Origin of the sequence: Flavobacterium sp. Arc2, from assembly GCF_041431385.1 — a bacterium.
Taxonomy (GTDB): domain Bacteria; phylum Bacteroidota; class Bacteroidia; order Flavobacteriales; family Flavobacteriaceae; genus Flavobacterium.
Window position 1 is genome coordinate 118,905 of record NZ_JASMRH010000003.1, and the last position, 22,059, is coordinate 140,963.

Genomic DNA, 22,059 nt, shown 5'->3' on the forward strand with positions numbered 1-22,059 from the left:
CCAATTGTTTTTAGTTAACTACTTATTTTTTAGCAAAAAAGTCTATCGTATACTTCATCTCAACATTAAATAAGGTGCTGATTACTGGCGAAGCGACAAACTCTCTCACTTTTGCGTTGAAAAGATTCGTAAAACTAGCCCCAAACGACAAGCGATCTGTTGCATAATAACCCACGTTTGCATCAACTGTAAAACCACCTAATTGCCCGTAGTTCCATGTTCTTCCGTTTCTTGCATTTTCTACTACATCATTAGTTCCGTCACCGTTTAAATCCTGTGTTTTAGCAGCAATATTAATTCCTGAGAAGAAGTCATACTTTTGAACGTATCGTCCATAGATAGCACCATAGAATTTACCTTTGTTGTAGTGTAGCCCCACACTGAATTTGTGCGTTGGCGTATTGATTGGCAAATCCGTTTCAAGTACTTTTCCATCTTGATTCCCGTCATTACCTAGATCATTAGTATCTAAATCTCTTCCAAAATAGGAATAGTTGATTGTAGTTCTAAAAGCATCATCAAAATAGTAATTTAATCCAAGGTCAAAACCATAAGTATCTACTGCTCCAAAATTAGAATAAGTAAGTATATAAGCTCCATTAGAACCAGGAACTACCTCTCCAATTGGTTTATCTCCAACATAAGTTACCGTTCTTCCGTTTGTAGCGATGTTAACTAATGGACTAATGAATTTATCAGATTGGTTATAATAAGCATTTACATCAATAAAAAGTTGTTTCGAAAGCTTTCCTTTGTATCCTACTTCATACGAATTGATTGTTTCCACTTCTAATTTTGCTATTTTAGTTCCATCCGATAGGGTAAAACCTTCTCCATTCCCTAATACCAAACCACCAAATAAATTTCCTTTCAAATTCAGAATAGAAGGTACTGCCATTCCTTTCCCATAGGTTAGACGAAAAGTACCCGTTTCAAACGATTTTGTAATTGCAGCTTTAGGAAGAAAATTGGATCCATAAAAATCATGGTTATCTACACGCATAGCGGCTAAGAATGCCCATCCTGATTCTGGCGCTTTGTATTCAAATTGGGAATACACACCAGTTTGAGCTATCTTGATTACTCCATCCTGGTCTAATAAGTAAGTCCCTTTAGAATCGGCCATATCGTACTGATACTGAGCCCCAGCAGTTAAGTAGAAATTACTCCAGTTGTTATTATACTGCCCTTCAGCATTGTATCTTTTTGAAGCGTCTTTGAATAATGCTCCTCTTTGCAAGGGCACTCCTCCTGATCCTATTGGAAACCATTGTTCAGCATAAGATCTTCTTAAGGCCTCTTCCTCTGAAAAACCATTGTTGATAAAAGAAACATAATTTTGCGTTCTTTGGTTAATAGCGTAGGTTTTATCCGTTTTACTCCAGCTGTAATACGTATTCAAAAATAGACGTGGCGAAACATATTTCAATTGCGCTACATCAATAGACCAATCTTTAATTTGATTTCTACCAGCACTCGTTACTCCTAAGTTATTATTGTTACTATGTCCATAATAACTACTTAATTCTGAATTAGGAGTTAGTTTATAAAATAATCCAGCTCCATATTTTTGAGTATCAAACTTGCGGTCTAATTCTAACTCTTTATATGCTTTTGTACCCACATAAACAGAATCCGTGTAGTTGAACTCCGTTCCTTGTGATCTTTCAAAATGGAATTTATAAGCAAATTTATCAGAAACCGCCTGTGCATGACGCACTCTTGCCGTTAATACATCTTGGCTTCCCGCACCAATTGCAAAAGTAGTACCCTGGTATTTGAATGGATTTTTAGTAATAGTATTCACTAAACCATTGTGCGCATTTGGGCCGTATAGGGTTCCGTTTGGTCCCAATAAAATTTCGACTCTTTCCACATCATCCTTAGTCACGGTTTCCATAGATCCTAAAGGCAATCCCGTTGCTACTAAAGAAGACAAACGGTCGTCTGTTATCTGAAGGTTTTTAGAGTTGAATGCGGAGTTAAATCCCCTAATATTGATTCCTGTTCCCAAAACTCCTGTTCGAACAAAATCAACTCCTTTTTGTCTTGATGCTAATTCCCCTAAGTTGAAGCTTGAAAACTGCTCAATTTCTTTAGTTTTTATAACATTTACCGTGGCCGGAACCTCGGTCAGTTTTTGTGGCTTCTTGCCGGCTGAAACGACAACCTCGTCTAATTGCCCATAAGATTCTTCCATTTTCAGGTTCAGTTGCGTGGCCCTACCAGCTTGAATTGTTACTGATTGAGTAAAACCCTCAAAACCTACAAATGACACAGCTACTTTATAACTTCCCGCAGGAACTTTATCAATAGCAAACTTTCCATTTATATCTGTTACAGTCCCTATTTTAAGACTGACTATCTGAATCGTCGTTCCTGAAAGCGGCATACCGTATATATCAGTAATTGTTCCATTTAACGAGCCATTATCCTGAGCACAGATGAGCTGAGCAAACAGGACAAGAAAAAGGTAAAGATGTTTTTTCATTGGATTAAGTATTTGATTAGTAGGTGCAATCTAAAACGAAATCAAAGAGAGCTTTCCTACATTTGACGATTTTTTGGTATGACTATAATAATAAAAAAGCCCAAAACACACAGAGACTACATTAGACCTCCTTAATTTACTTGGAATTTTTCAGGTGTGACTTTAATTTTGAAAAAGCTTCGGGAAGATTTTTTGACAATCGATTTATCACTTGAATCATTAGATTCCTTTGGCTTTCAGAAATAATCATTCCCTTCAAAGGCTCTTTAATTTCTTCCAATAATCGAGCTGAATTGATTTTTCCCTCCATATAATTGGACAAGGAAACGCTCCATGTAATCGTAGGCACATAATTATCTCTTTTCCTGCGATCATTTTCAAGTTCCTGGAGTTTGTATTTTTGAAAAATTTGCAAAACGGCATCGTATTTTTCTTTTGTAATCAACACATTAAAATAAGACGTAAAGAAAAGATGCCAGCGGTGTTTTAGAATTGCTTCTTCGTTTTTCCTTAGAAAAAGACGCGCAATATTTTCAGCTTGTAAAAGTTGGCCGAATTCAGTCAATAATCGAATGTGATAGGAAGTGTAACTGATTTTTTGATGGTAATTGTGTGTCAACTCTGAAAGCGATTTGAAATTCTCCAAAAGCTCTAATGCTTTTTTGGGCTTATTGTTTTTTATCAAAATAGCGACTAAGTTATTCACATACATCAAGGTATCATCATTATCCTGACGAATAGAAAGAAATCCGAAATACTCTGCTTTTATCAGTTCATTTTCTTTACTGTGCAGCAAAACTCTATTAGCATAATAATTTGATAACAACCTGCGTGAATACATTTCGCCTCTACTGAAAAAGACATCAATTTGATCAAAAAGCAGTTTCAATTTCTGATTGTCGTTGTAATTTGTAAACATAAAAGCCAATAAAACAAAAGCCTGATACCTATTCCTACCATCAATTGTTGTGGTACTAAAAACTTTATACAACCATTTTTCCCAATATTTAGTTTCGCTATTCTTGAGCGTATATTGGTTAGTAATTTCAGTGGTTGCCTGATAGAGTTTATCCTGAATTGTTTTTGCTTTTGTAAAATGGGGCGAAAATAGCTCCAGAAAATCTGCGATAATTTGATGATCATTGTACCTCATCCGGATCAAAACATAAGCTCTGTATTCTCGGGCTAATTCATAAAGGTTCTGGAAGTTGTAGTCGAGTTGTTTGTAGTTTTGAATGTATTGAAGAAAGTGGTCTTCTTCTAATGACGAAATTGTGTCAGTTAGAATTTTCTTTTTATAAAGCATAATCCATTCGGTAGTCAGGTCGACATCGATGAAAGTTAGCTTTTTTTCCATCCAGTTTTTAATATAATTGTACTTTCTCTTATCGATATTTTCGTCGAAAGAAATAAAAACGCTCTGCGAAAGTGCATTTTTGACAACTTGATTAAAAATTTGCTGTTTTTCCTCATCCTGAAAATTATGAATCAAAGCGAGGTATTGCGCTTCATGCGGCAGGATTTTTTTGCTGAGCTCAGTAAATTTTTTTAGTTTAATCTTCATTAAATAACCTTATGACTTTTACTCTAACCAAGTTGTAATTATACGATTTACTTCGGTAGGTTTTTCAAACTGAACAAAATGCCCACTTTCGGAAACAAAGTGTAAGGTACTGTTTTTGATCTTTTCCTGTGCGATACCGCCTATTAAATTTGTTGTCAAATTTGGATTTAAGTACCTATTCGGAATCAGATTATCGTTTTCTCCAAAAACCACTAATGTTTTCACTGCAATCAAATTCAGTTCTGCATGAGTAGGCTCGTCTAACATCCCTGCAATACTTTTTACAATTGCATCACAATATTCCGGAAAATCAGCGGCTTGCTTAATTCTTTTTCGATCAGAAATCATCGTTTGCGCTTCTTCAGGCAACTTAAAAAAATTGAGTTGATAATTACGGTCAATCTGCTCGTCTGTAGTTTTAGACACCATATCAGCAGTTACAGCATTTTTCATCAAAAGAGCCTGTTGCGCATTGAATTCTTCTATTCCTGCCGGAGCAATTAGAATAAGTTTTTTTAGTTTTTCAGGATGCTTTAAAGCTAATTTAATAGCCGCCTGTCCACCCATAGAATGCCCTGCCACAATAACATTTTTCAATTTCAGTTTATCTATTAATTTCACCACAATATCAGCATAATAAGTGGGCGTATAAGCTGGTGCAACTTTCGATGATTTACCAAAACCCGGTAAGTCTAATGCTACGCAGGTATATTTATCTTTCAAGTTTTCAATATTGCGAGACCAGGCATCAGCATTACTACTCAAACCGTGAATAAAAACTATCGTTTGCTTTCCTTTACCTTCCTTAATGTAGGCAATTTCCAAATTATCAATACTGGTATAATGAGTGGCAAACGTATAATCTGAGGTGATATTTTTCATGGTTTCAGCTTTTTGAGAAAAAGAAACAGTACTGATGACAAGACTTAAAAACAAATACATTTTGATCATGATTTTGGAATTAATGAGTTAAAATATTCATATAGTTTTTTACGCGAGACTTTACCTAAACTCGTCAGCGGAATTTCATCTAAGATAAAAATGTATTTCGGGTGTTTGTAATCTGCTAAATTAGCGCTGAGAAAATCATGGACCTTTTCACTCGTAAGTAACGCATCATTACGTGTCACAAAAGCAATACTACATGACCCCCATTTTTGATCTTTTACAGGTAAAACCAGAGCTTCTTTGATACCTATTAATTTTTCTATGCAAAACTCAATCTCTTGCGGATAGATATTTTCTCCACCGGAAATATACATATCATCTTTTCTCCCTTTTAGGTACAAATATCCTTCAGAATCGCTGCACACTAAATCGCCCGTATGTAACCAGCCGTCTTTAATTTTATCCCTTGTAGCTACTGAGTTGTTCCAATAACCAGGAGTTATAATATCTCCCTGAATACATAACTCGCCAATTTCATTTTCTTTGAGCCTTTTTCCATTTTCATCTATGATTTTAATTGAAAGATAAAAGTTAGGTTTACCAATAGAATTTGGTTTTAATAACGCCATTTCATGATGGAGAGAAGTGATGCTTGGTCCAGCTTCCGTTAAGCCGTAACCAGGTCTAATATCAATATTTTTTTCTGTTTTCCAATGTGAAACCAATTCAAAACTAACCATTTCTCCTCCCGAAATGATATAACGCAAATCAGCTAATTTTGCTTTTTGAAACATAGCAGTTTTTTGCATCATCGTCAACATTGTTGGCAAAGCCATAAACAAAGTTGTTTTATTCTCTTCCAAAAGATATAAAACGCGTTCAGCATCAAATTTTTCTACCATCCCAATGTGTGCCCCTTTGTGCAATAAAGGAGTAATAAAAATATTCCACCCTGAAGTATGATAAGGCGGTAGCGCATTAATAGTAGAATCCTTGAAAGTGATTCCCAATTGCATTGAGGTATTCAAACTGTTCCAAAACAACATTTTATTGGTATACAAAACACCTTTTGGCATTCCAGTTGTTCCTGAAGTATAAAAAAGAAATAGCGGGTTACTCTCTTTTATTTCTTTTTTAATTACGAAAGCGGATTGCTCTTCTCTTTTGAAAATAACCGTCAATTCCGAAACATCATAAAAAGGAATATTTAATGCCCCAAAATTAACTTTTGCCTCCTGGGCTTTACTGTAAATCAATAAAGAGGGACGACAGTCGGCTATTAAACCTTTGATTTCAGCCTCTGAAAGCCGATAATTCAAAGGAGTCAGTATTGCGCCTAACCTTTGGCATGCCGAAAAAAGCACGAGATAAAAAGGGCCGTGCTCTGCTAAAACAGCAATTCGATCTCCTTCCTGAATATTTATACTAATTAGATGGTTTACTACATGGTTAGCATAGTTATAAATAGCCGCATAAGTGTAACTCTCCTGATCATCATATGATGTCACAGCTATCTTATCAGGCGTATAATCAGCCCATTTCGCAATCCAGTCTAAGGTATTCATATGTTGGCAGTTTTATTACTTAATTTATAAAAAATCAATCCAGTACATAAGGAAGTCAAAATTGCAATCGCTGCTGATACTCCAGGATTATTTACAGTCTCTTGCATATAAGGTGTGATACGTAAATAATAAATTCCAAAATGGGACACTAAAGCCACTACACTAGCGGTAAAAACCACTTTTATAGGCACTTCTTTAAAAAATGTACCAAACAAAACTGGAACAAAAGCTGCAGCAAAATAAGCATAAACTCCATTTTGAGCAAAAATAGCGACACTTAATGCTGGATGTTGAATTTGTTCCCAACTTAAAATAAAACTAACAACGGCTAGCAACACAATTACCACCTTATTGATTAAAAATGATTTTTCTTTCGATTTTGGAGCTACTGTTCCAATAATATCTGTTGTAATTGTAATGGATAATGACTGAATCAAACTCTCTAAAGTAGATAAGCCAGCAGAAATAAGCCCAACAACTACCAATACTCCTGCAGCTACAGAGAATTTAGTAACCACATAAGTAGGAATTATTTCATCCATTTTTAGAGGCTTGCCATCAACAGTTAAATCAGGAAAAGTTAGTCGCGCGTATAGCCCCACAAACACAACCAAAAAATAAATCGACATAAAAAATATACTGCTAAGCAAGTATAAATTTACTTTAGAAGGATCTTTTAGCATCAAGGACTTAGTAATAATATGAGGCTGACAAACAATGGCTACCCCAATCACGATTTGTGCAAAAATAATTTCGAAATAATCCCTAAACAAAAAACTGCTTTCATTTGTTGTTTGTGTCAATTTAGGGTCAATCGCGTTTAGCTGATCTATAAAACCTGAAATGCCATTTTCAAAAAACTCTCTTCCGGAGTAAAGCATCATAATAGCCACTATGAGCATTATTATCGCTTGGATAGTATTGGTGTAAACCATAGAATTAGCTCCTCCAAACATCATATAGCCGAAAACAAAAATCGTAATTCCCATTAAGACATAAAAGGGATCTGCTTGTAGTGATTTAGAAATTACCTGTGTTAAACCAACATTAATTAGAACAATAAAAGTAATCAATAACAAAGCAATAACACCGAAGAAAAACTTGTATGAATTACTATTATAACGGTTCCCCATCCATTGTGCCATCGTAGTTGCTTTTACCTTACTACCGTATTTTGCAAAGCCTTTGGTAAAAACGATGAGAGAAATAATTGCCGCTATTGGCATTACAATTCCAAATGAAATGAATCCGGAAACCCCGTACAACGCAATAAACCCTGGATTAATTACAAAAGTAGCCGCACTTGTCATCGAAGCAGCTAATGACAAACCAACGACCCACGAAGGGAAGCCCATATTACCCACCGCATAATCAGAAATACTTTTTGCTTTTAAAGCGCCTCTGACAACAAAGAACAAAATAACTAGAGCATATAAGACTAATATTATACTGATATACAGCGTCCAATTTTGGGAATCCTTCATATTTTCGAAATTTATCTATAACAAAAAAAGACAATTAATGACTACAGTTCTATACCAGTGTATTAATATCCAAGTGTGACTATTACAATTAAAAACTAATTTTAATGTAAAACGTCAATAAAAACGATCATTAAAGAACAGTGTGACTTAAAATTATATTGAAAATCATCATGTTTCAAGTCCATTCTAAACGTCCTAAATTTTTGAATATGCCCGCTATCACACTTATGATTGAACCTTAACAAAGATGATTACTACTTCCATTTGTTTTTAAGTCGTAAAAAAATCAATGCTGTTATATATGCATCGCCAATCGCTGTGTGTCGATCACTTGTTTGAATTTTAAAAATGCCACATAATTCATCCAAACCAGTATGCTGATCTTCCTGCAGTCCTTTAAATTTTTGATACATCAAATCAGTATCGATACTTCTATTTTTGAGTTTACCCAGCCCCATCCGTTTTAATGCTTCATTTATCATTTTAACATCAAAACTCACATGATGACCCACAAGTACCGCATCCTTTATAAAAGCGAGAAATTCCATTATTGCTTCGGTCTCTGCAATTTTTACTTCCTTACCCTCCTTTAAAATCCCATGAATAGGCACTGTTTCTTTCTTAAAAATATCTTGCGTCAAAAACAGTTCTAAATAATCGTTTACGCTAATGGTGTTTTCATAAATACCAACAGCACCAATAGACAAAACAACGTCTGTTCTATAATTCAAGCCTGTAGTTTCTGTATCAAAAGCCACAAGCCGCCGCTCTAAATCGTTTTTTACTTTAGAGTCAAAACAGGACAAATAGCTTTTCCAAAATTCAGGATAGACTTTCGTATCTTTTTTAAACCAATCGAATAGCTTCATTTACGTAAAATAAGTGAGTTGAAATCGGGTTTTGAGAATTTCCTGTACATCATGAATCGGCTGAAAAGCATTTTTAAGTTTTAGCCTATCCAGTTTTGACAATTTATTTAAATCCAGGTATCTTCCACCGGAATTATTTGCAAAACCTTCTTCACTTCTAAATTTTAGCAAAACAGAGAATGCATCAGAACAAGCCTCGTAAATCGCAGCATTTTGAGGTTCTAAAGCTGCCAATTCTTTAAATCGTACGAGAGTATTATTTGTTCCTGTGATTTTTTGATCCAAGCACAACAATCTGGCAGCATCAATTAAAGGCATTAAGCCACGGCCTTTAACATCAAAACTATCTTTATGTTCGCCATCTTTCTCTACTAAGAACTGCCTGAAAAAACCAAGTGGAGGCGGGTTTTTCATAGCATCACCTCCCAAGTATGCAAAGAAAATCTGATTGTTAGCTACATTTTTAAAAATAGCCTCCGTGATTGAATCAACCAACTCTTTATTGCCATAAACAAAGTCATAATCAAAAAATATGGAGCACATTAAAATCCCTTTCTCTCCCGGACTATTGATCCAGGTAGCATATTGATCCTTCCATTCAGTTACAGACTTGCACCATAATGGATTACTCGCCATCATTTCTGCAGGACAAAATTCGTAGCCAACAACATTTAATATATTGGTCACATTTTCCGCTAATTGAATAAAATATTTCTTAACCTCATCGTGTTTTTCTGCAGCTACATCTTCAAAAACCAAAGCATTGTCTTGATCTGTCAATAACAATTGCTCTTTTCTTCCCTGACTCCCTATATTCAACCATGCAAATTGAACAGGAGGCTGTTGCTTCATTTTTAAAACAGACAACTCAATTGCTCTTTTTGTAATAGCTGAATTAATCTCCCCTGTAATCTGGCAAATATGACCAATAGGAATATTTTCATCCAAAGCATTCTGAATTAATTGCGTTAGGTTTTCTCTAATCCCTTTAAGCTCTTCTGCTGTGTTTGCCCGTTTTGTTTGTTTTATAAGTACTCCTGGATTATTCGCCTGAGCAGTAAAAACATCATGTTCAGAAATAATTCCTATGATTTCTGACGCTGGCGTACCATCTGACGTTACACATAGATGCCCAATATTGTGCTGCATCATCAACAACTGGACTTCAGCAACAGATCGATTTACCGCTACAGTAATTACGGGTGCCGACATAATTTGGTCTGCACTATCATTTATAGAAAACATTCCCGTAGCAATTTTAGAACGTAAATCTTTGTCGGTAATAATACCTATTGGCAATCGATTCTCTTCAATAACAACACTGCCTATTTTATACTTTACCATAATTTCAGCTATGGCCTTTACGGTTTCTTTTCCGTTAGCTGTAATAGGATTTTCAGTATGCGAAATAGGTTTGAAATACTGAATTACAGCATCTTGTTCATTATAGATTATATTTTCTGAAATCAATTTTCCCTTATTTTCTTTGTCGTAGGGATTTCGTGTATTAGAAGCAAAACTCTCTAATAAAAACTCAGATACCTCTGGATTTTGAAAAACATACTTTTTAAAAACAGCAATAGGAATCGCGTAGAGCAAACTTTCTTCTCGAGCCATGGCGTCCATCAGATAATTATCCTTGGCAAAAAAAGGTCGGAGTCCCAAAATATCACCTTCATCACATTTATCGATAAGAATTTCTTTTTCGTCATAAGAAATCGACAAACCCACTGCTCCGTCTTTAACAATATAAAAAAAGGAATGCGGTTGGTCATTCACATTAAAAAGCACCTGATTCTTTTCCAAATAAACCACCTGCGATTCTTTAGAAATCACAATCAAATCAGGCATGCTAAGACTTAAAAAAGGAGGGTGTTTTTTTAAAAAATCGGCTATTCGCTCTGCTATTGAGTTTTTCATAAACTTATTATTGATATCTAAAATTACACAAAATAGACAAGGTTCTGACTAAAGGCTAATTAAACTGTAAAAAAAATAAAGGTAAATCGCGCTTAAAAGTGCCAAAACCCTAACAAATCAACACTAAAAATAAGTTATCTATAAATTAAAAGCATTTTATTTACATTATTCTTTTAAACATAATTGCTAATTTACTATATTTATGCAAATTTTATATACATGGAGATTTTAGCCTGCCCAAAATGCCAAGGAAACCACATCATAAAAAGTGGCGTAATCAACAACAAACAAAGGTATTTATGTAAAAAATGTAATTATTTTTTTACTGTTAACAAAATCGGAAAAAAGATAGACGATTACTATGTCACCAAGGCACTCCAACTATATCTCGAAGGATTGAGTTATCGCGAGATTGAGCGTATTATTGGGGTATCGCATGTAACTGTTAGTAACTGGGTAAAGTCTTTTAATATAAAAAAACCATCTCACGCTAACTACCACCCTACTTATAAGATTTTTAATCACTTAGAACTAGTCGAATACATCAAAAACAAAGATTTACTATCAGGAGCAGGTATGATAATAACCGAGCTCGGGGATAAGTTCATGCTTATAAAATGGGAACGTTTTAAAGATTAACTATAGTTGTTTACATCTATATATAGCTTACTTTTTTTTCTTAACAAAAAATTAGACTTTGGTACTCTAGAAACTAACCATTTCTCCTAACCAAACTAAAAGTTTATTATGAAAAAAGTTTATTTGATCGCAGCAGTCCTGCTTTTATCTTTAAAAGGCTTTTCACAAGGCTCTCCTGATTATGGAGCCGGAATGAAATTTAATCTTAATGAGGATGGCTCAAAGTACCTTAGAGTATTGTCATGGGCCCAAATTTGGGGACAATACAATTCTGACCGTCCACTTGACGGTAACGGCAATGAACAAGCTGATCTGGACTTCAGCGTAAGAAGGGCACGTGTATTGATTTACGCGCAAATTAATAAAGACTTTTTAATTGTAACTCATTTTGGACTTAACAGCCTAAACGTAGATACAATGAGTCCAACAGGAAAAGGGGATGGTTCCCAACTATTCATGCATGATGCTTATGTGCAATACAGTCTTGGAAAGGACAATGCAGTTGGAGGAGGATTACATTACTGGAACGGAATCTCTCGTTTAAATAATCAAAGCACATTAAACCTAATGACACTGGATAACCAAAGACAAGCATGGGCAACTCTTGGTTTATCTGATCAATTTGCCAGACATATTGGAGCATTCGCAAAAGGTGCTTTTGGTAAATTTCAATATCGCGTTGCCATAAACGGTGCATCTACAAATAATTTACAAGCCTCTACAGTACCTGTAAACAATGGCGCAGCAACTTACACTGGCGCTAGATTACTAGGCTCAAAAGAAGCAGGAAGAACATACGCTGGTTATTTTGAATATGGCTTTTTAGATTCTGAAAGCAACTTTTTACCTTATAAAGTAGGTACTTACTTAGGAACAAAAAAGGTCTTCAATATTGGAGCTGGTTTCTTCTCACACCCTAATGGTTCCGTTATAGCTGATGCCGCTGGAAATTTGAGCGGAGAAAACGTTACAATTTTTGGACTAGATGCTTTTTACGATGTGCCAGTAGGGACAAAAGGCGCCGCTCTTACTGCTTATGCCTTATATCAAAACACCGATTACGGAAAAGATTATAGACTAGGAACAACTTATGAAACTGGATCAATGGTTCATGCCCATCTGGGTTATGTTCTTCCTGGAAAATCAAAAACTCGTTTTCAGCCGTATGTATCTTACGATGAAAGACAAATAGATGCCATAAACGATAATGCTTCTCAATTTGGCATTGGAGCAAATGCATTTTTTAGCGGTCACAATTCTAAACTGACTTTAGAATACCAAACCTTAAAATATGCTACAAACAAAGCAGTAAATACACTTACGCTGCAAGCAATGATTTACCTATAATCTATTAACTTTTTAATCACAACTATCATGAGCGATAAACAAGACAACGCAACTGCGTATTGGAAGGAAAACCTAAGATACCTTCTGATATTATTAAGCATTTGGTTTGCTGTTTCCTACGGAGCAGGAATCCTTTTCAAAACTGCATTAGACTCCATTAAGTTAGGTGGCTTCCCACTTGGTTTTTGGTTTGCACAACAAGGTTCTATTTATGTATTTGTCATACTGATATTTGTCTATGTTCGACTAATGAACAAGCTAGACAAAAAATACGGTTACGACGAATAATTTAAAAACTATAAAAAAATAAAACATCATGGATTTACAAACTTGGACCTATATACTCGTTGGAATAACATTTACGCTCTATATCGGGATTGCAATTTGGTCTCGTGCGACATCGACTAAAGAATTTTATGTTGCTGGTGGAGAAATTTCACCATTAGCAAATGGTATGGCTACGGCCGCTGACTGGATGAGTGCTGCTTCCTTTATATCTATGGCCGGAATCATCTCCTTTGATGGATATGACGGTGCCGTCTATTTAATGGGTTGGACTGGTGGATATGTATTACTAGCACTTCTACTTGCACCTTATCTGAGAAAATTCGGGAAATTTACTGTGCCGGATTTCATTGGAGAGCGTTACTATTCTAATAGTGCTAGAACCGTTGCTGTCGTTTGTGCGCTAGTTGTTTCATTTACTTACGTAGCTGGACAAATGCGTGGTGTGGGTCTCGTATTCTCTAAATTTTTAGAAGTTGATATTAATACTGGCGTTATCATAGGAATGGTAATTGTTTTGTTCTACGCCACGCTGGGAGGAATGAAAGGAATCACTTATACCCAAGTAGCACAATATTGTGTTTTAATATTTGCCTTCATGGTTCCAGCTATCTTTATTTCGATACAAATGACAGGAAACCCAGTTCCACAATTAGGAATGGGAGCAACAATCACAGGAACTGACACTTATTTAATTGACAAATTAAACGGTCTTTCTACAGATCTTGGGTTTGCAGTTTATACCGATGGTACAAAATCAATGATCGATGTTTTTGCAATCACATTAGCCTTAATGGTGGGTACGGCAGGATTACCTCACGTAATTGTACGTTTCTTTACCGTTAAAAGAGTAAAAGATGCAAGAAAATCTGCGGGATATGCTTTGATCTTAATTGCCATATTATATACTACTGCACCAGCAATTGCTGTTTTTGCAAAAACAAACTTAATCGAAACTGTTAACGGAAAAGACTATACTTCAATGCCAGCTTGGTTTACTAAATGGGAGAAAACAGGTCTATTGACATTTGAAGATAAAAACGGAGACGGAAAAATTCAATATTACAATGACAACTCTAAAGACGCTGCATTTTTAGCAGCGGAAGAAGCAAAAGGAAATAAAGGTAGTGAGCTGATTATCGATAAAGATATCATGGTTCTTGCTAATCCAGAAATTGCCAACTTGCCTAACTGGGTTATTGCATTAGTTGCTGCTGGAGCATTAGCTGCTGCCTTATCTACTGCTGCTGGTTTATTACTAGTAATTTCAGCTTCTGTGTCTCATGATATTATCAAAAAAATGATCAACCCTAATATTTCTGAAAAAGGAGAACTTTGGGCTGCTCGTGGAGCCGCAGCTGTTGCTGTAATTATTGCAGGTTATTTTGGTATCAATCCTCCAGGCTTTGTGGCCGCAGTTGTGGCGCTCGCTTTTGGACTAGCCGCTGCCTCTCTTTTCCCTGCAATTATCCTTGGTATTTTTGACAAAAAAATGAATAAAGAAGGTGCTATATCAGGTATGGTTATCGGATTATTATTGATGCTTTTCTACATGTTGAAATTCAAATTTGGACTTTTTGATGGTGGAAAAGATGCTGTTGCTGGCTTAAAAGAAAGCTGGTGGTTCGGAATTTCTCCTGAGGGTTTTGGAACCATAGCAATGATTGTAAACTTTGCCGTAGCATTTGCTGTCAAAAGTTTCACACCAGAACCTCCACAAGATGTTCAGGATATCGTAGAGCATATTAGAATTCCTTCTGGTGCTGGAGAAGCAACACACTAGAAATTATTAAATAGGTTATAAAAATATTTTTAAACTATACAATCTCTACATTTGTTTGTAGAGATTGTATTATTTAACACCATGAAAAAAAGACACGAACAAAAGTTGGTTATCCTCTCAATGCTTTTAGTATTAGCACTGAATATTCCGCTATTGCTATTATTTGACAATTCAAAGTCTCTCTTTGGTTTTCCAATTATCTACGTGTATATCTTTTCAGCATGGTTGTTCTCTATAGCGATCTCATACATAATCATAAAAAAATATTATGAGTAGTATTGGTCTTATATTGATTTTAGGGCTCTATGTATCTATCCTCTTTTACATAGCGCATTGGGCAGAAAAAAGGAGTAATTCTAAATGGACTACTAATCCGTATATCTACTCATTTTCCTTAGCTGTATATTGCACGGCTTGGACTTATTATGGAAGTATTGGAGTGGCTGCACAATCAGGTCTAAGCTACCTGCCTATTTATTTAGGTCCAATTATCATCATTCCAACTTGGATGATTATCCTTAAAAGAATTGTACGCATCTCAAGAGTAAACAAAATATCCAGTATTGCTGATTTTATTTCTTTGCGTTATGGAAATAGTAGATTTCTGGGTGCACTAGTAACCTTAGTATGTATTTTTGGTATTTTACCGTACATTGCTTTACAACTAAAATCCATTTCAGACACTTTTAATATTGTAACTAATACACAGTCGAGTTCTAATATTTTTAGTGATACCACCACTTACGTTTGCATCGCACTCGCATTATTTGCGTCCTATTACGGGACAAAATATGTAGATGCTTCCGAAAAAAGACACGGAATCGTTACCGCTGTTGCGATGGAGTCTATCTTAAAATTAGTCTTCTTTTTAATCATAGGTATTTATGTTACCTACTTTGTGTTTGATGGCTTTGATGACATCTATGCTAAAGCAGCATTACTTGATAATTTTGACAAAAAAAATACTATTGGAGGATTAACAGAAGGTATCAACTGGTTTTTTCTTTGTGTTTTGTCCATGTTTGCTATTTTTCTATTACCAAGACAATTTCATACTGCTATTGTCGAGAACAATAAGGAAACACACATTAGAACAGCAATATGGCTTTTTCCACTGTATTTATTACTTTTTAATATTTTCGTTTTTCCTATCGCTTGGGGTGGAAACATTCTTTTTGAAGGACAGGGCTTAAATGCAGATACCTATTCGCTATTAATTCCACAATTTTTCAACAACAACGTTCTTACCGTTTTAGTATTTCTAGGAGGGTTTTCGGCTGCAATTTCCATGATTATTGTTTCGTCAATCTCCTTATCCACTATGCTTAGTAACAACTTATTAATTCCTTATGGATTTGTAGGTTCGTTAGAGAACTCTTCGCAGAAAAAAAACAACAAACGAATATTGAACTCTAGGAAAATTGCTATTTTCTCATTGATTATTTTAGCTTATTTTATCTATAGATTTTTTGTTTTAGATTACTCATTAGTTTCAATAGGTCTAGTTTCATTTGTAGTTATTGCGCAATTAGCACCTGCTTTTTTTGGTGCTTTATTTTGGAAAAGAGGATCTAAAAAAGGGGCCGTAACAGGAATTATTCTTGGTTTCCTTGTTTGTTTTTACACTTTATTGCTTCCGTATGCTATAGGAATCACGTCTTCTTCTAGCACATTCATTCAAGAAGGACCTTGGGCAATTGAAATATTAAAACCTTTTCAGCTTTTTGGACTGGATTATTTAGAGCCTATCCAACATGCCTTTTTTTGGAGTTTGTTGCTAAACTCGATGAGTTACCTCGCCGTTTCAGTGAGTTTCAAAGGAAATTACAGAGAGCGCAACTATGCTGAAATGTTTGTGGACATTGATAAATACATCACAAATCATGAGAATGCATTTGTATGGAAAGGAACCGCCTACATCTCTGATATTCAAAAAGTGTTGCGCCGTTTCTTGGGTGAGGAAAGAACAGAACGCGCCTTAAACATTTTTAACTTGAAATACAGTATCGACAAAAACATTACTACTGCCGATGCCCGATTTATAAAATTTGCAGAGAATCTATTGACTGGTCATATTGGTACGGCTTCTGCCAAAATTTTAATTTCAAGCGTAATTAAAGAAGACAAAATTAGCCTTCCTGAAGTATTGCGCATTCTAGAGGAGTCAAAAGAAAACATAATTATCAACAAAAAATTGACCGATACTTCAAATGAGTTAAAGAAAATAACAGATCAGTTAAAAAACGCAAATCAGGAATTGATAAATAAAGACATTCAAAAAGATGAATTTCTGGATACTGTTACGCATGAACTGAGAACGCCTATTACTGCAATACGTGCGGCAACTGAAATCCTGCATGATGACGATGATGAAATTCCAAATGAATTAAGAAAACAATTTCTAAAAAGTATTATATCAGAGTCTGATCGTTTGAATCGTCTGATTGATAAAATACTGGATTTAGAAAAATTTGAAACAGGGAAGCATAAAATTTACTTGTCAAAAAATAACATTTCAAAAACCATAAAAAATACGATCGATTCAGTAAGACAGTTAATAAATAACAAAAACATTACTATTATATTTAATGCCGCTTCAGAAGAAACAAAAGCCTTTTATGATGAGGAAAGAATCATTCAGGTTGTTCATAATTTAGTATCAAATGCCATAAAATTTTGTCCTACAACAGATGGAGAAATTACGATTACGGTAACTGAGAATACCAAAGACATAGCTGTCCGCGTTCATAATAATGGCAAAGGAATAAAGGTAGAAGAGTTTGAGCCCATATTTGATAAATTTTATCAATCTCGAAATCAGAATGTAAAAAAACCTATAGGAAGCGGTTTAGGACTTGCGATTTGCAAACAAATTATAGAACACCATAAAGGAAGTATTTGGGTCGAAAGTACCGAAGGAAATGGCGCTACATTTATTTTTACATTACCCAATTATAATACAACTGAAAACCAACAGAGATGAAGAAAATTTTAATTGTAGATGACGAGCCCAATATTGTTATGTCTCTGGAATATACATTCAAGAAGAATAATTTTGAAGTTTTCATCGCACGGGACGGACAAGAAGCATTAGATATACTGAATAAACAATTACCAGAGGTAATCATTCTAGATGTCATGATGCCCATGGTTGATGGTTTTGCCACATTGGAACAAATAAAAAAAGACGAACGATTACAACATTGCAAAGTCATCTTCCTATCAGCAAAGAACAAGGAGAAGGACATTGAAAAAGGACTATCATTAGGAGCTAATCTTTATGTCACAAAGCCTTTTTCGATAAAAAAACTAGTGGAACAAGTACAAGAATTAATTCAATAATTAAGATATTACTATTATGAATTACAATGAATATTACGCAAAAAGCATCACTCAACCTGAAAAATTCTGGAAGGAGCAAGCAGGCACAATAGAATGGTACAACAAACCTGAAATCATTTTGTCAGAAGACGAGAACGGTTATCCACTATGGTATAAGGACGGTGAACTAAATATGTGTTACCTCGCCCTCGATAAGCACATCCAGGATGGCTACGGTGATCAGGTGGCAATTATCTACGATTCCCCAGTAACCCAAACTGTAAAGAAATATACTTTTTCTGAAGTAAAAAACGAAGTAGCAAAACTCGCTGGAGGGATGCAATCCTTAGGGTTAAAAAAAGGACACACCGCTATAATTTACATGCCAATGATTCCCCAAGCAGCCTTTGCAATGTTAGCTTGTGCTAGAATTGGCGTAACCCATTCCGTGGTTTTTGGTGGTTTTGCCCCACATGAATTAGCGATAAGAATAGACGATTGCAAACCTAGATTGATTATAACCGCCTCCTCTGGAATAGAAGTGGACCGACTAATCACCTACAAACCACTAGTGGATGAGGCTATTGAACTGGCTTCCCACAGACCAAAAAAAGTAATCGTATTCAATAGAAAATTAGGAGCCCGAGTTCCATTTAAGAAATATGATGTGGATTATGATGCATTAATTTATGGCTCAGAAGAAGCGCCCTGTGTACCTGTTAGCGCCACACATCCATTGTACATCCTGTACACTTCTGGAACAACTGGGAAACCAAAAGGAGTAGTAAGGGACACTGGCGGATGCGCAGTTGCCTTAAAATTTTCGATGCAAAAAATATACAACATAAAAGAAGCCGAAGTTTTTTGGGCGGCTTCAGATGTAGGTTGGGTTGTAGGACACAGCTTTATCGTTTATGGTCCTTTAATTAATAGAAACAGTACTATTATTTTTGAAGGAAAACCAATAAAAACACCAGATGCCAGCACTTTTTGGAGAATTATTGACGAACACAAAGTAAATGCAATGTTTACGGCACCGACAGCTATTCGCGCCATTAAGAAAGAAGATCCAAATGGGGATTTTATAAAAAAATATGATTTAAGCTCTTTAAAAACACAATTTCTGGCTGGAGAACGTTGTGATGTTCCCACCTTAGAATGGTATAACCAACACATTCCTGCTCCAGCAATTGACCATTGGTGGCAAACTGAATCAGGATGGCCTATGATTGCAAATATGATAGGAGTTGAAACTTTACCAATAAAACCAGGTTCTGTAGGTAAGGCAGTTTGTGGCTACGACATTAAAATATTTGATGAAGAAGGAAATGAAGTGCAAGCAAATCAGCAAGGATATGTGGTGGTAAAACTACCCCTACCTCCTGGAACGCTACTTGATTTATGGAATGATAGTCCACGATTTAAGTCAGGCTATTTAAAACAATTTCCTGGTTATTATTTTTCAGGTGATGGAGGATATAAAGATGAAGACGATTATATTTACATCACCGGAAGAGTCGATGATGTCATCAATGTTGCGGGACATCGTCTTTCGACAGCCGAAATGGAAGAAGTAGTTGCCTCGCATCCATCGGTAGCAGAATGTGCCGTTATTGGCATTAACGATGCCCTAAAAGGACAAATACCTTTGGCATTGGTGGTAACTAAATTATACGACGATACAGAACATTTTCAATTAGAACATGAAATTATCAAGATTGTACGCCAAAAAATAGGAGCTGTCGCTTCTTTGAGAAATGTGGTTGTCGTAAATCGATTGCCAAAAACACGTTCCGGTAAAATTCTCCGGAAACTCATGCGAAGTATTGCAGACGGGGACCAGTTTCAAATCCCGTCGACAATCGATGATGAAGCCATCATCGACGAAATCACCGAGGTCTTACAAAAATATGAAATCGGTACTTTTAATAAAAATAACACACTAACTAATTAAATATATCCCACAGATTATGAGTCGCTATAAAATTAACAATCTAGAAGAATACTTTAAAGAATATAAAAAATCAGTCCGCGAGCCAAGAAAGTTTTGGGACAAAATTGCTTCCGAAAACTTCACTTGGTACCAAGAATGGGACAAAGTGGTTGACTTTAATATGGCTGAAGCCGAAATAAAATGGTTTGTCGATGCTAAAGTGAATATCACCAAAAACTGTATTGACAGACATCTTGCCAAAAAAGGAGACAAAACCGCAATCATTTTTGAACCCAATGACCCTAGTGAAGAAGCCCTTCATATTTCCTACACTGAATTGCACGAACGCGTTTGTAAAATGGCAAACGTATTACGTGAACAAGGAATAGAAAAAGGAGATCGCGTTTGTATTTATTTACCAATGATTCCTGAACTGGCTATTACCACTTTGGCTTGCGCTAGAATTGGAGCCATCCATTCCGTTGTTTTTGCTGGGTTTTCAGCATCAGCAGTGGCAACCAGAATAAATGACAGTGATTGTAAAATGGTCATCACTTCAGATGGTGGATATCGCGGAAACAAAACGATAGATTTGAAAGGAATCATCGATGAAGCATTGGTAAACACACCTTGTGTTGCTAACGTTTTGGTGGTAAAAAGAACAAACAGCTCGGTAAATATGCAAGAAGGACGTGACCAATGGTTACAACCCCTTTTAGATGCAGCTTCAGACAATAATACGGCAGAAATTATGGATGCCGAGGATCCGCTATTTATACTTTACACTTCCGGTTCAACTGGGAAACCAAAGGGAATGGTACATACCACAGCAGGATATATGGTTTACGCAGCCTACACTTTCAAAAATGTATTCAACTATGAAGACAATGATATATTCTGGTGTACTGCAGATATTGGTTGGATAACTGGGCACTCCTATATTTTATACGGACCTTTATTGAACGGCGCTACAACGGTAATTTTTGAAGGAGTTCCTTCTTATCCAGATTATAGTCGTTTTTGGGAAGTTATTGTTAAACACAAAGTAACACAGTTCTATACTGCGCCAACTGCTATTCGTGCTTTAGCAAAAGAGAGTTTAGATTTTGTACAGAAATACAAATTAGATACCCTCAAAGTAATCGGTTCCGTAGGAGAACCTATAAATGAAGAAGCTTGGCACTGGTACAATGACCACGTGGGCGATAAAAGGTGTCCTGTAGTAGACACTTGGTGGCAAACAGAAACAGGAGGTATTATGATCTCCCCTATTCCTTTTGTGACTCCTACTAAACCAACTTATGCTACACTCCCATTACCAGGAATCCAACCCGTATTAATGGATGAAAAAAGAAATGAAATAGAAGGAAATCAAGTAGTGGGTAGTTTGTGTATTAAATATCCATGGCCAGGGATTGCCAGAACCATCTGGGGTGATCATAAAAGATATAAAGAAACCTATTTCAGTGCCTTTCCAGGAAAATACTTTACTGGAGACGGTGCCTTACGTGATGAAGTAGGTTATTACAGAATTACAGGTCGTGTAGATGATGTTGTTATCGTTTCTGGTCATAATTTAGGAACTGCTCCTATTGAAGATGCTATCAACGAGCATCCAGCCGTTGCTGAGTCAGCGATTGTAGGTTTCCCTCATGACATTAAAGGAAATGCACTATATGGCTTCGTTATTCTAAAAGAAACGGGGGAATCTCGTGACAGAGAAAACCTAACAAAGGAAATCAACCAACAAATTTCGAACCAAATTGGGCCTATCGCCAAGTTAGACAAAATTCAATTTGTATCTGGTTTACCTAAAACTCGTTCTGGAAAAATTATGCGTAGAATCTTGCGAAAAATAGCTGAAGGAGACTATTCTAATTTTGGAGACACGTCCACTTTATTGAATCCGGAAATTGTGGAAGAAATAAAGAACGGTAAAGTTTAATTTTTTATTAGCTTTAATTTGTTAA

At 35.7% G+C, this 22,059-nt stretch carries 15 protein-coding genes; 8 read left to right on the top strand and 7 right to left on the bottom strand.

Translation table 11 applies throughout. The features are described 5' to 3' along the window. Positions 1-22: 22 nt before the first annotated feature. The 7 genes from QO182_RS02905 to QO182_RS02935 form a co-directional block, all read right to left on the bottom strand. Positions 23-2,491 carry a carboxypeptidase-like regulatory domain-containing protein gene (locus tag QO182_RS02905; RefSeq protein ID WP_371541500.1) on the bottom strand — a complete coding sequence of 823 codons (2,469 nt, stop codon included), beginning with the start codon at positions 2,489-2,491 and terminating at the stop codon, positions 23-25. A gap of 136 nt (positions 2,492-2,627) precedes the next feature. Further along, positions 2,628-4,055: a hypothetical protein gene (locus QO182_RS02910; protein ID WP_371541503.1), complete on the bottom strand. Its 1,428-nt coding sequence runs from the start codon at positions 4,053-4,055 to the stop codon at positions 2,628-2,630. Positions 4,056-4,073: 18 nt separating this feature from the next. Beyond that, entirely contained in the window at positions 4,074-4,937 is an 864-nt protein-coding gene (locus QO182_RS02915; RefSeq protein ID WP_371559848.1) for an alpha/beta fold hydrolase, read from the bottom strand. Between the two features lie 65 nt (positions 4,938-5,002). Next, positions 5,003-6,508: a class I adenylate-forming enzyme family protein gene (locus QO182_RS02920; protein ID WP_371559849.1), complete on the bottom strand. Its 1,506-nt coding sequence runs from the start codon at positions 6,506-6,508 to the stop codon at positions 5,003-5,005. After that, positions 6,505-7,992: a sodium:solute symporter gene (locus QO182_RS02925; protein ID WP_371559851.1), complete on the bottom strand. Its 1,488-nt coding sequence runs from the start codon at positions 7,990-7,992 to the stop codon at positions 6,505-6,507. Before QO182_RS02925 ends, QO182_RS02920 begins: the two co-directional genes overlap by 4 nt. Before the next feature lie 254 nt (positions 7,993-8,246). Then, positions 8,247-8,861, bottom strand: coding sequence for a PolC-type DNA polymerase III (locus QO182_RS02930; protein ID WP_371559853.1), 615 nt, complete (start codon positions 8,859-8,861; stop codon positions 8,247-8,249). Further along, a complete protein-coding gene (locus QO182_RS02935) occupies positions 8,862-10,781 on the bottom strand; it encodes a DUF294 nucleotidyltransferase-like domain-containing protein (protein ID WP_371559855.1) in 1,920 nt (639 codons plus the stop codon). It abuts the gene before it with no gap. A 219-nt stretch (positions 10,782-11,000) separates the two neighbouring features. On the opposite strand from QO182_RS02935, the gene QO182_RS02940 reads away from it, so the two are divergent. The 8 genes from QO182_RS02940 (at position 11,001) to acs (ending at position 22,034) form a co-directional block, all read left to right on the top strand. Continuing rightward, positions 11,001-11,420 carry a helix-turn-helix domain-containing protein gene (locus QO182_RS02940; protein ID WP_371541518.1) on the top strand — a complete coding sequence of 140 codons (420 nt, stop codon included), beginning with the start codon at positions 11,001-11,003 and terminating at the stop codon, positions 11,418-11,420. A gap of 108 nt (positions 11,421-11,528) precedes the next feature. Further along, positions 11,529-12,767 carry a hypothetical protein gene (locus QO182_RS02945; RefSeq protein WP_371559856.1) on the top strand — a complete coding sequence of 413 codons (1,239 nt, stop codon included), beginning with the start codon at positions 11,529-11,531 and terminating at the stop codon, positions 12,765-12,767. A gap of 27 nt (positions 12,768-12,794) precedes the next feature. Continuing rightward, the gene (locus QO182_RS02950) at positions 12,795-13,055 is read left to right on the top strand and encodes a DUF4212 domain-containing protein (RefSeq protein ID WP_187009457.1); all 261 of its coding nucleotides are present in this window, start codon (positions 12,795-12,797) and stop codon (positions 13,053-13,055) included. Positions 13,056-13,083: 28 nt separating this feature from the next. Beyond that, positions 13,084-14,835: a sodium:solute symporter family protein gene (locus QO182_RS02955; RefSeq protein WP_371541524.1), complete on the top strand. Its 1,752-nt coding sequence runs from the start codon at positions 13,084-13,086 to the stop codon at positions 14,833-14,835. A 268-nt stretch (positions 14,836-15,103) separates the two neighbouring features. Then, positions 15,104-17,818: an ATP-binding protein gene (locus QO182_RS02960; protein ID WP_371559858.1), complete on the top strand. Its 2,715-nt coding sequence runs from the start codon at positions 15,104-15,106 to the stop codon at positions 17,816-17,818. Next, positions 17,815-18,177 carry a response regulator transcription factor gene (locus QO182_RS02965; RefSeq protein ID WP_371541529.1) on the top strand — a complete coding sequence of 121 codons (363 nt, stop codon included), beginning with the start codon at positions 17,815-17,817 and terminating at the stop codon, positions 18,175-18,177. Before QO182_RS02960 ends, QO182_RS02965 begins: the two co-directional genes overlap by 4 nt. Positions 18,178-18,193: 16 nt before the next feature. Beyond that, positions 18,194-20,110 (top strand): acetate--CoA ligase, encoded by a 1,917-nt coding sequence (locus tag QO182_RS02970; RefSeq protein WP_371541532.1) that lies wholly within the window; start codon positions 18,194-18,196, stop codon positions 20,108-20,110. Positions 20,111-20,126: 16 nt separating this feature from the next. Beyond that, positions 20,127-22,034, top strand: a complete 1,908-nt coding sequence (acs, locus tag QO182_RS02975) for an acetate--CoA ligase (protein ID WP_371559861.1) — start codon at positions 20,127-20,129, stop codon at positions 22,032-22,034. Positions 22,035-22,059: the final 25 nt, after the last annotated feature.

Excerpts from the sequence above, each read along its gene's own strand:
- QO182_RS02905 (WP_371541500.1), bottom strand. The coding sequence starts at position 2,491 with ATGAAAAAACATCTTTACCTTTTTCTTGTCCTGTTTGCTCAGCTCATC.
- QO182_RS02910 (WP_371541503.1), bottom strand. The coding sequence starts at position 4,055 with ATGAAGATTAAACTAAAAAAATTTACTGAGCTCAGCAAAAAAATCCTG.
- QO182_RS02915 (WP_371559848.1), bottom strand. The coding sequence starts at position 4,937 with ATGAAAAATATCACCTCAGATTATACGTTTGCCACTCATTATACCAGT.
- QO182_RS02920 (WP_371559849.1), bottom strand. The coding sequence starts at position 6,508 with ATGAATACCTTAGACTGGATTGCGAAATGGGCTGATTATACGCCTGAT.
- QO182_RS02925 (WP_371559851.1), bottom strand. The coding sequence starts at position 7,992 with ATGAAGGATTCCCAAAATTGGACGCTGTATATCAGTATAATATTAGTC.
- QO182_RS02930 (WP_371559853.1), bottom strand. The coding sequence starts at position 8,861 with ATGAAGCTATTCGATTGGTTTAAAAAAGATACGAAAGTCTATCCTGAA.
- QO182_RS02935 (WP_371559855.1), bottom strand. The coding sequence starts at position 10,781 with ATGAAAAACTCAATAGCAGAGCGAATAGCCGATTTTTTAAAAAAACAC.
- QO182_RS02940 (WP_371541518.1), top strand. The coding sequence starts at position 11,001 with ATGGAGATTTTAGCCTGCCCAAAATGCCAAGGAAACCACATCATAAAA.
- QO182_RS02945 (WP_371559856.1), top strand. The coding sequence starts at position 11,529 with ATGAAAAAAGTTTATTTGATCGCAGCAGTCCTGCTTTTATCTTTAAAA.
- QO182_RS02950 (WP_187009457.1), top strand. The coding sequence starts at position 12,795 with ATGAGCGATAAACAAGACAACGCAACTGCGTATTGGAAGGAAAACCTA.
- QO182_RS02955 (WP_371541524.1), top strand. The coding sequence starts at position 13,084 with ATGGATTTACAAACTTGGACCTATATACTCGTTGGAATAACATTTACG.
- QO182_RS02960 (WP_371559858.1), top strand. The coding sequence starts at position 15,104 with ATGAGTAGTATTGGTCTTATATTGATTTTAGGGCTCTATGTATCTATC.
- QO182_RS02965 (WP_371541529.1), top strand. The coding sequence starts at position 17,815 with ATGAAGAAAATTTTAATTGTAGATGACGAGCCCAATATTGTTATGTCT.
- QO182_RS02970 (WP_371541532.1), top strand. The coding sequence starts at position 18,194 with ATGAATTACAATGAATATTACGCAAAAAGCATCACTCAACCTGAAAAA.
- acs (WP_371559861.1), top strand. The coding sequence starts at position 20,127 with ATGAGTCGCTATAAAATTAACAATCTAGAAGAATACTTTAAAGAATAT.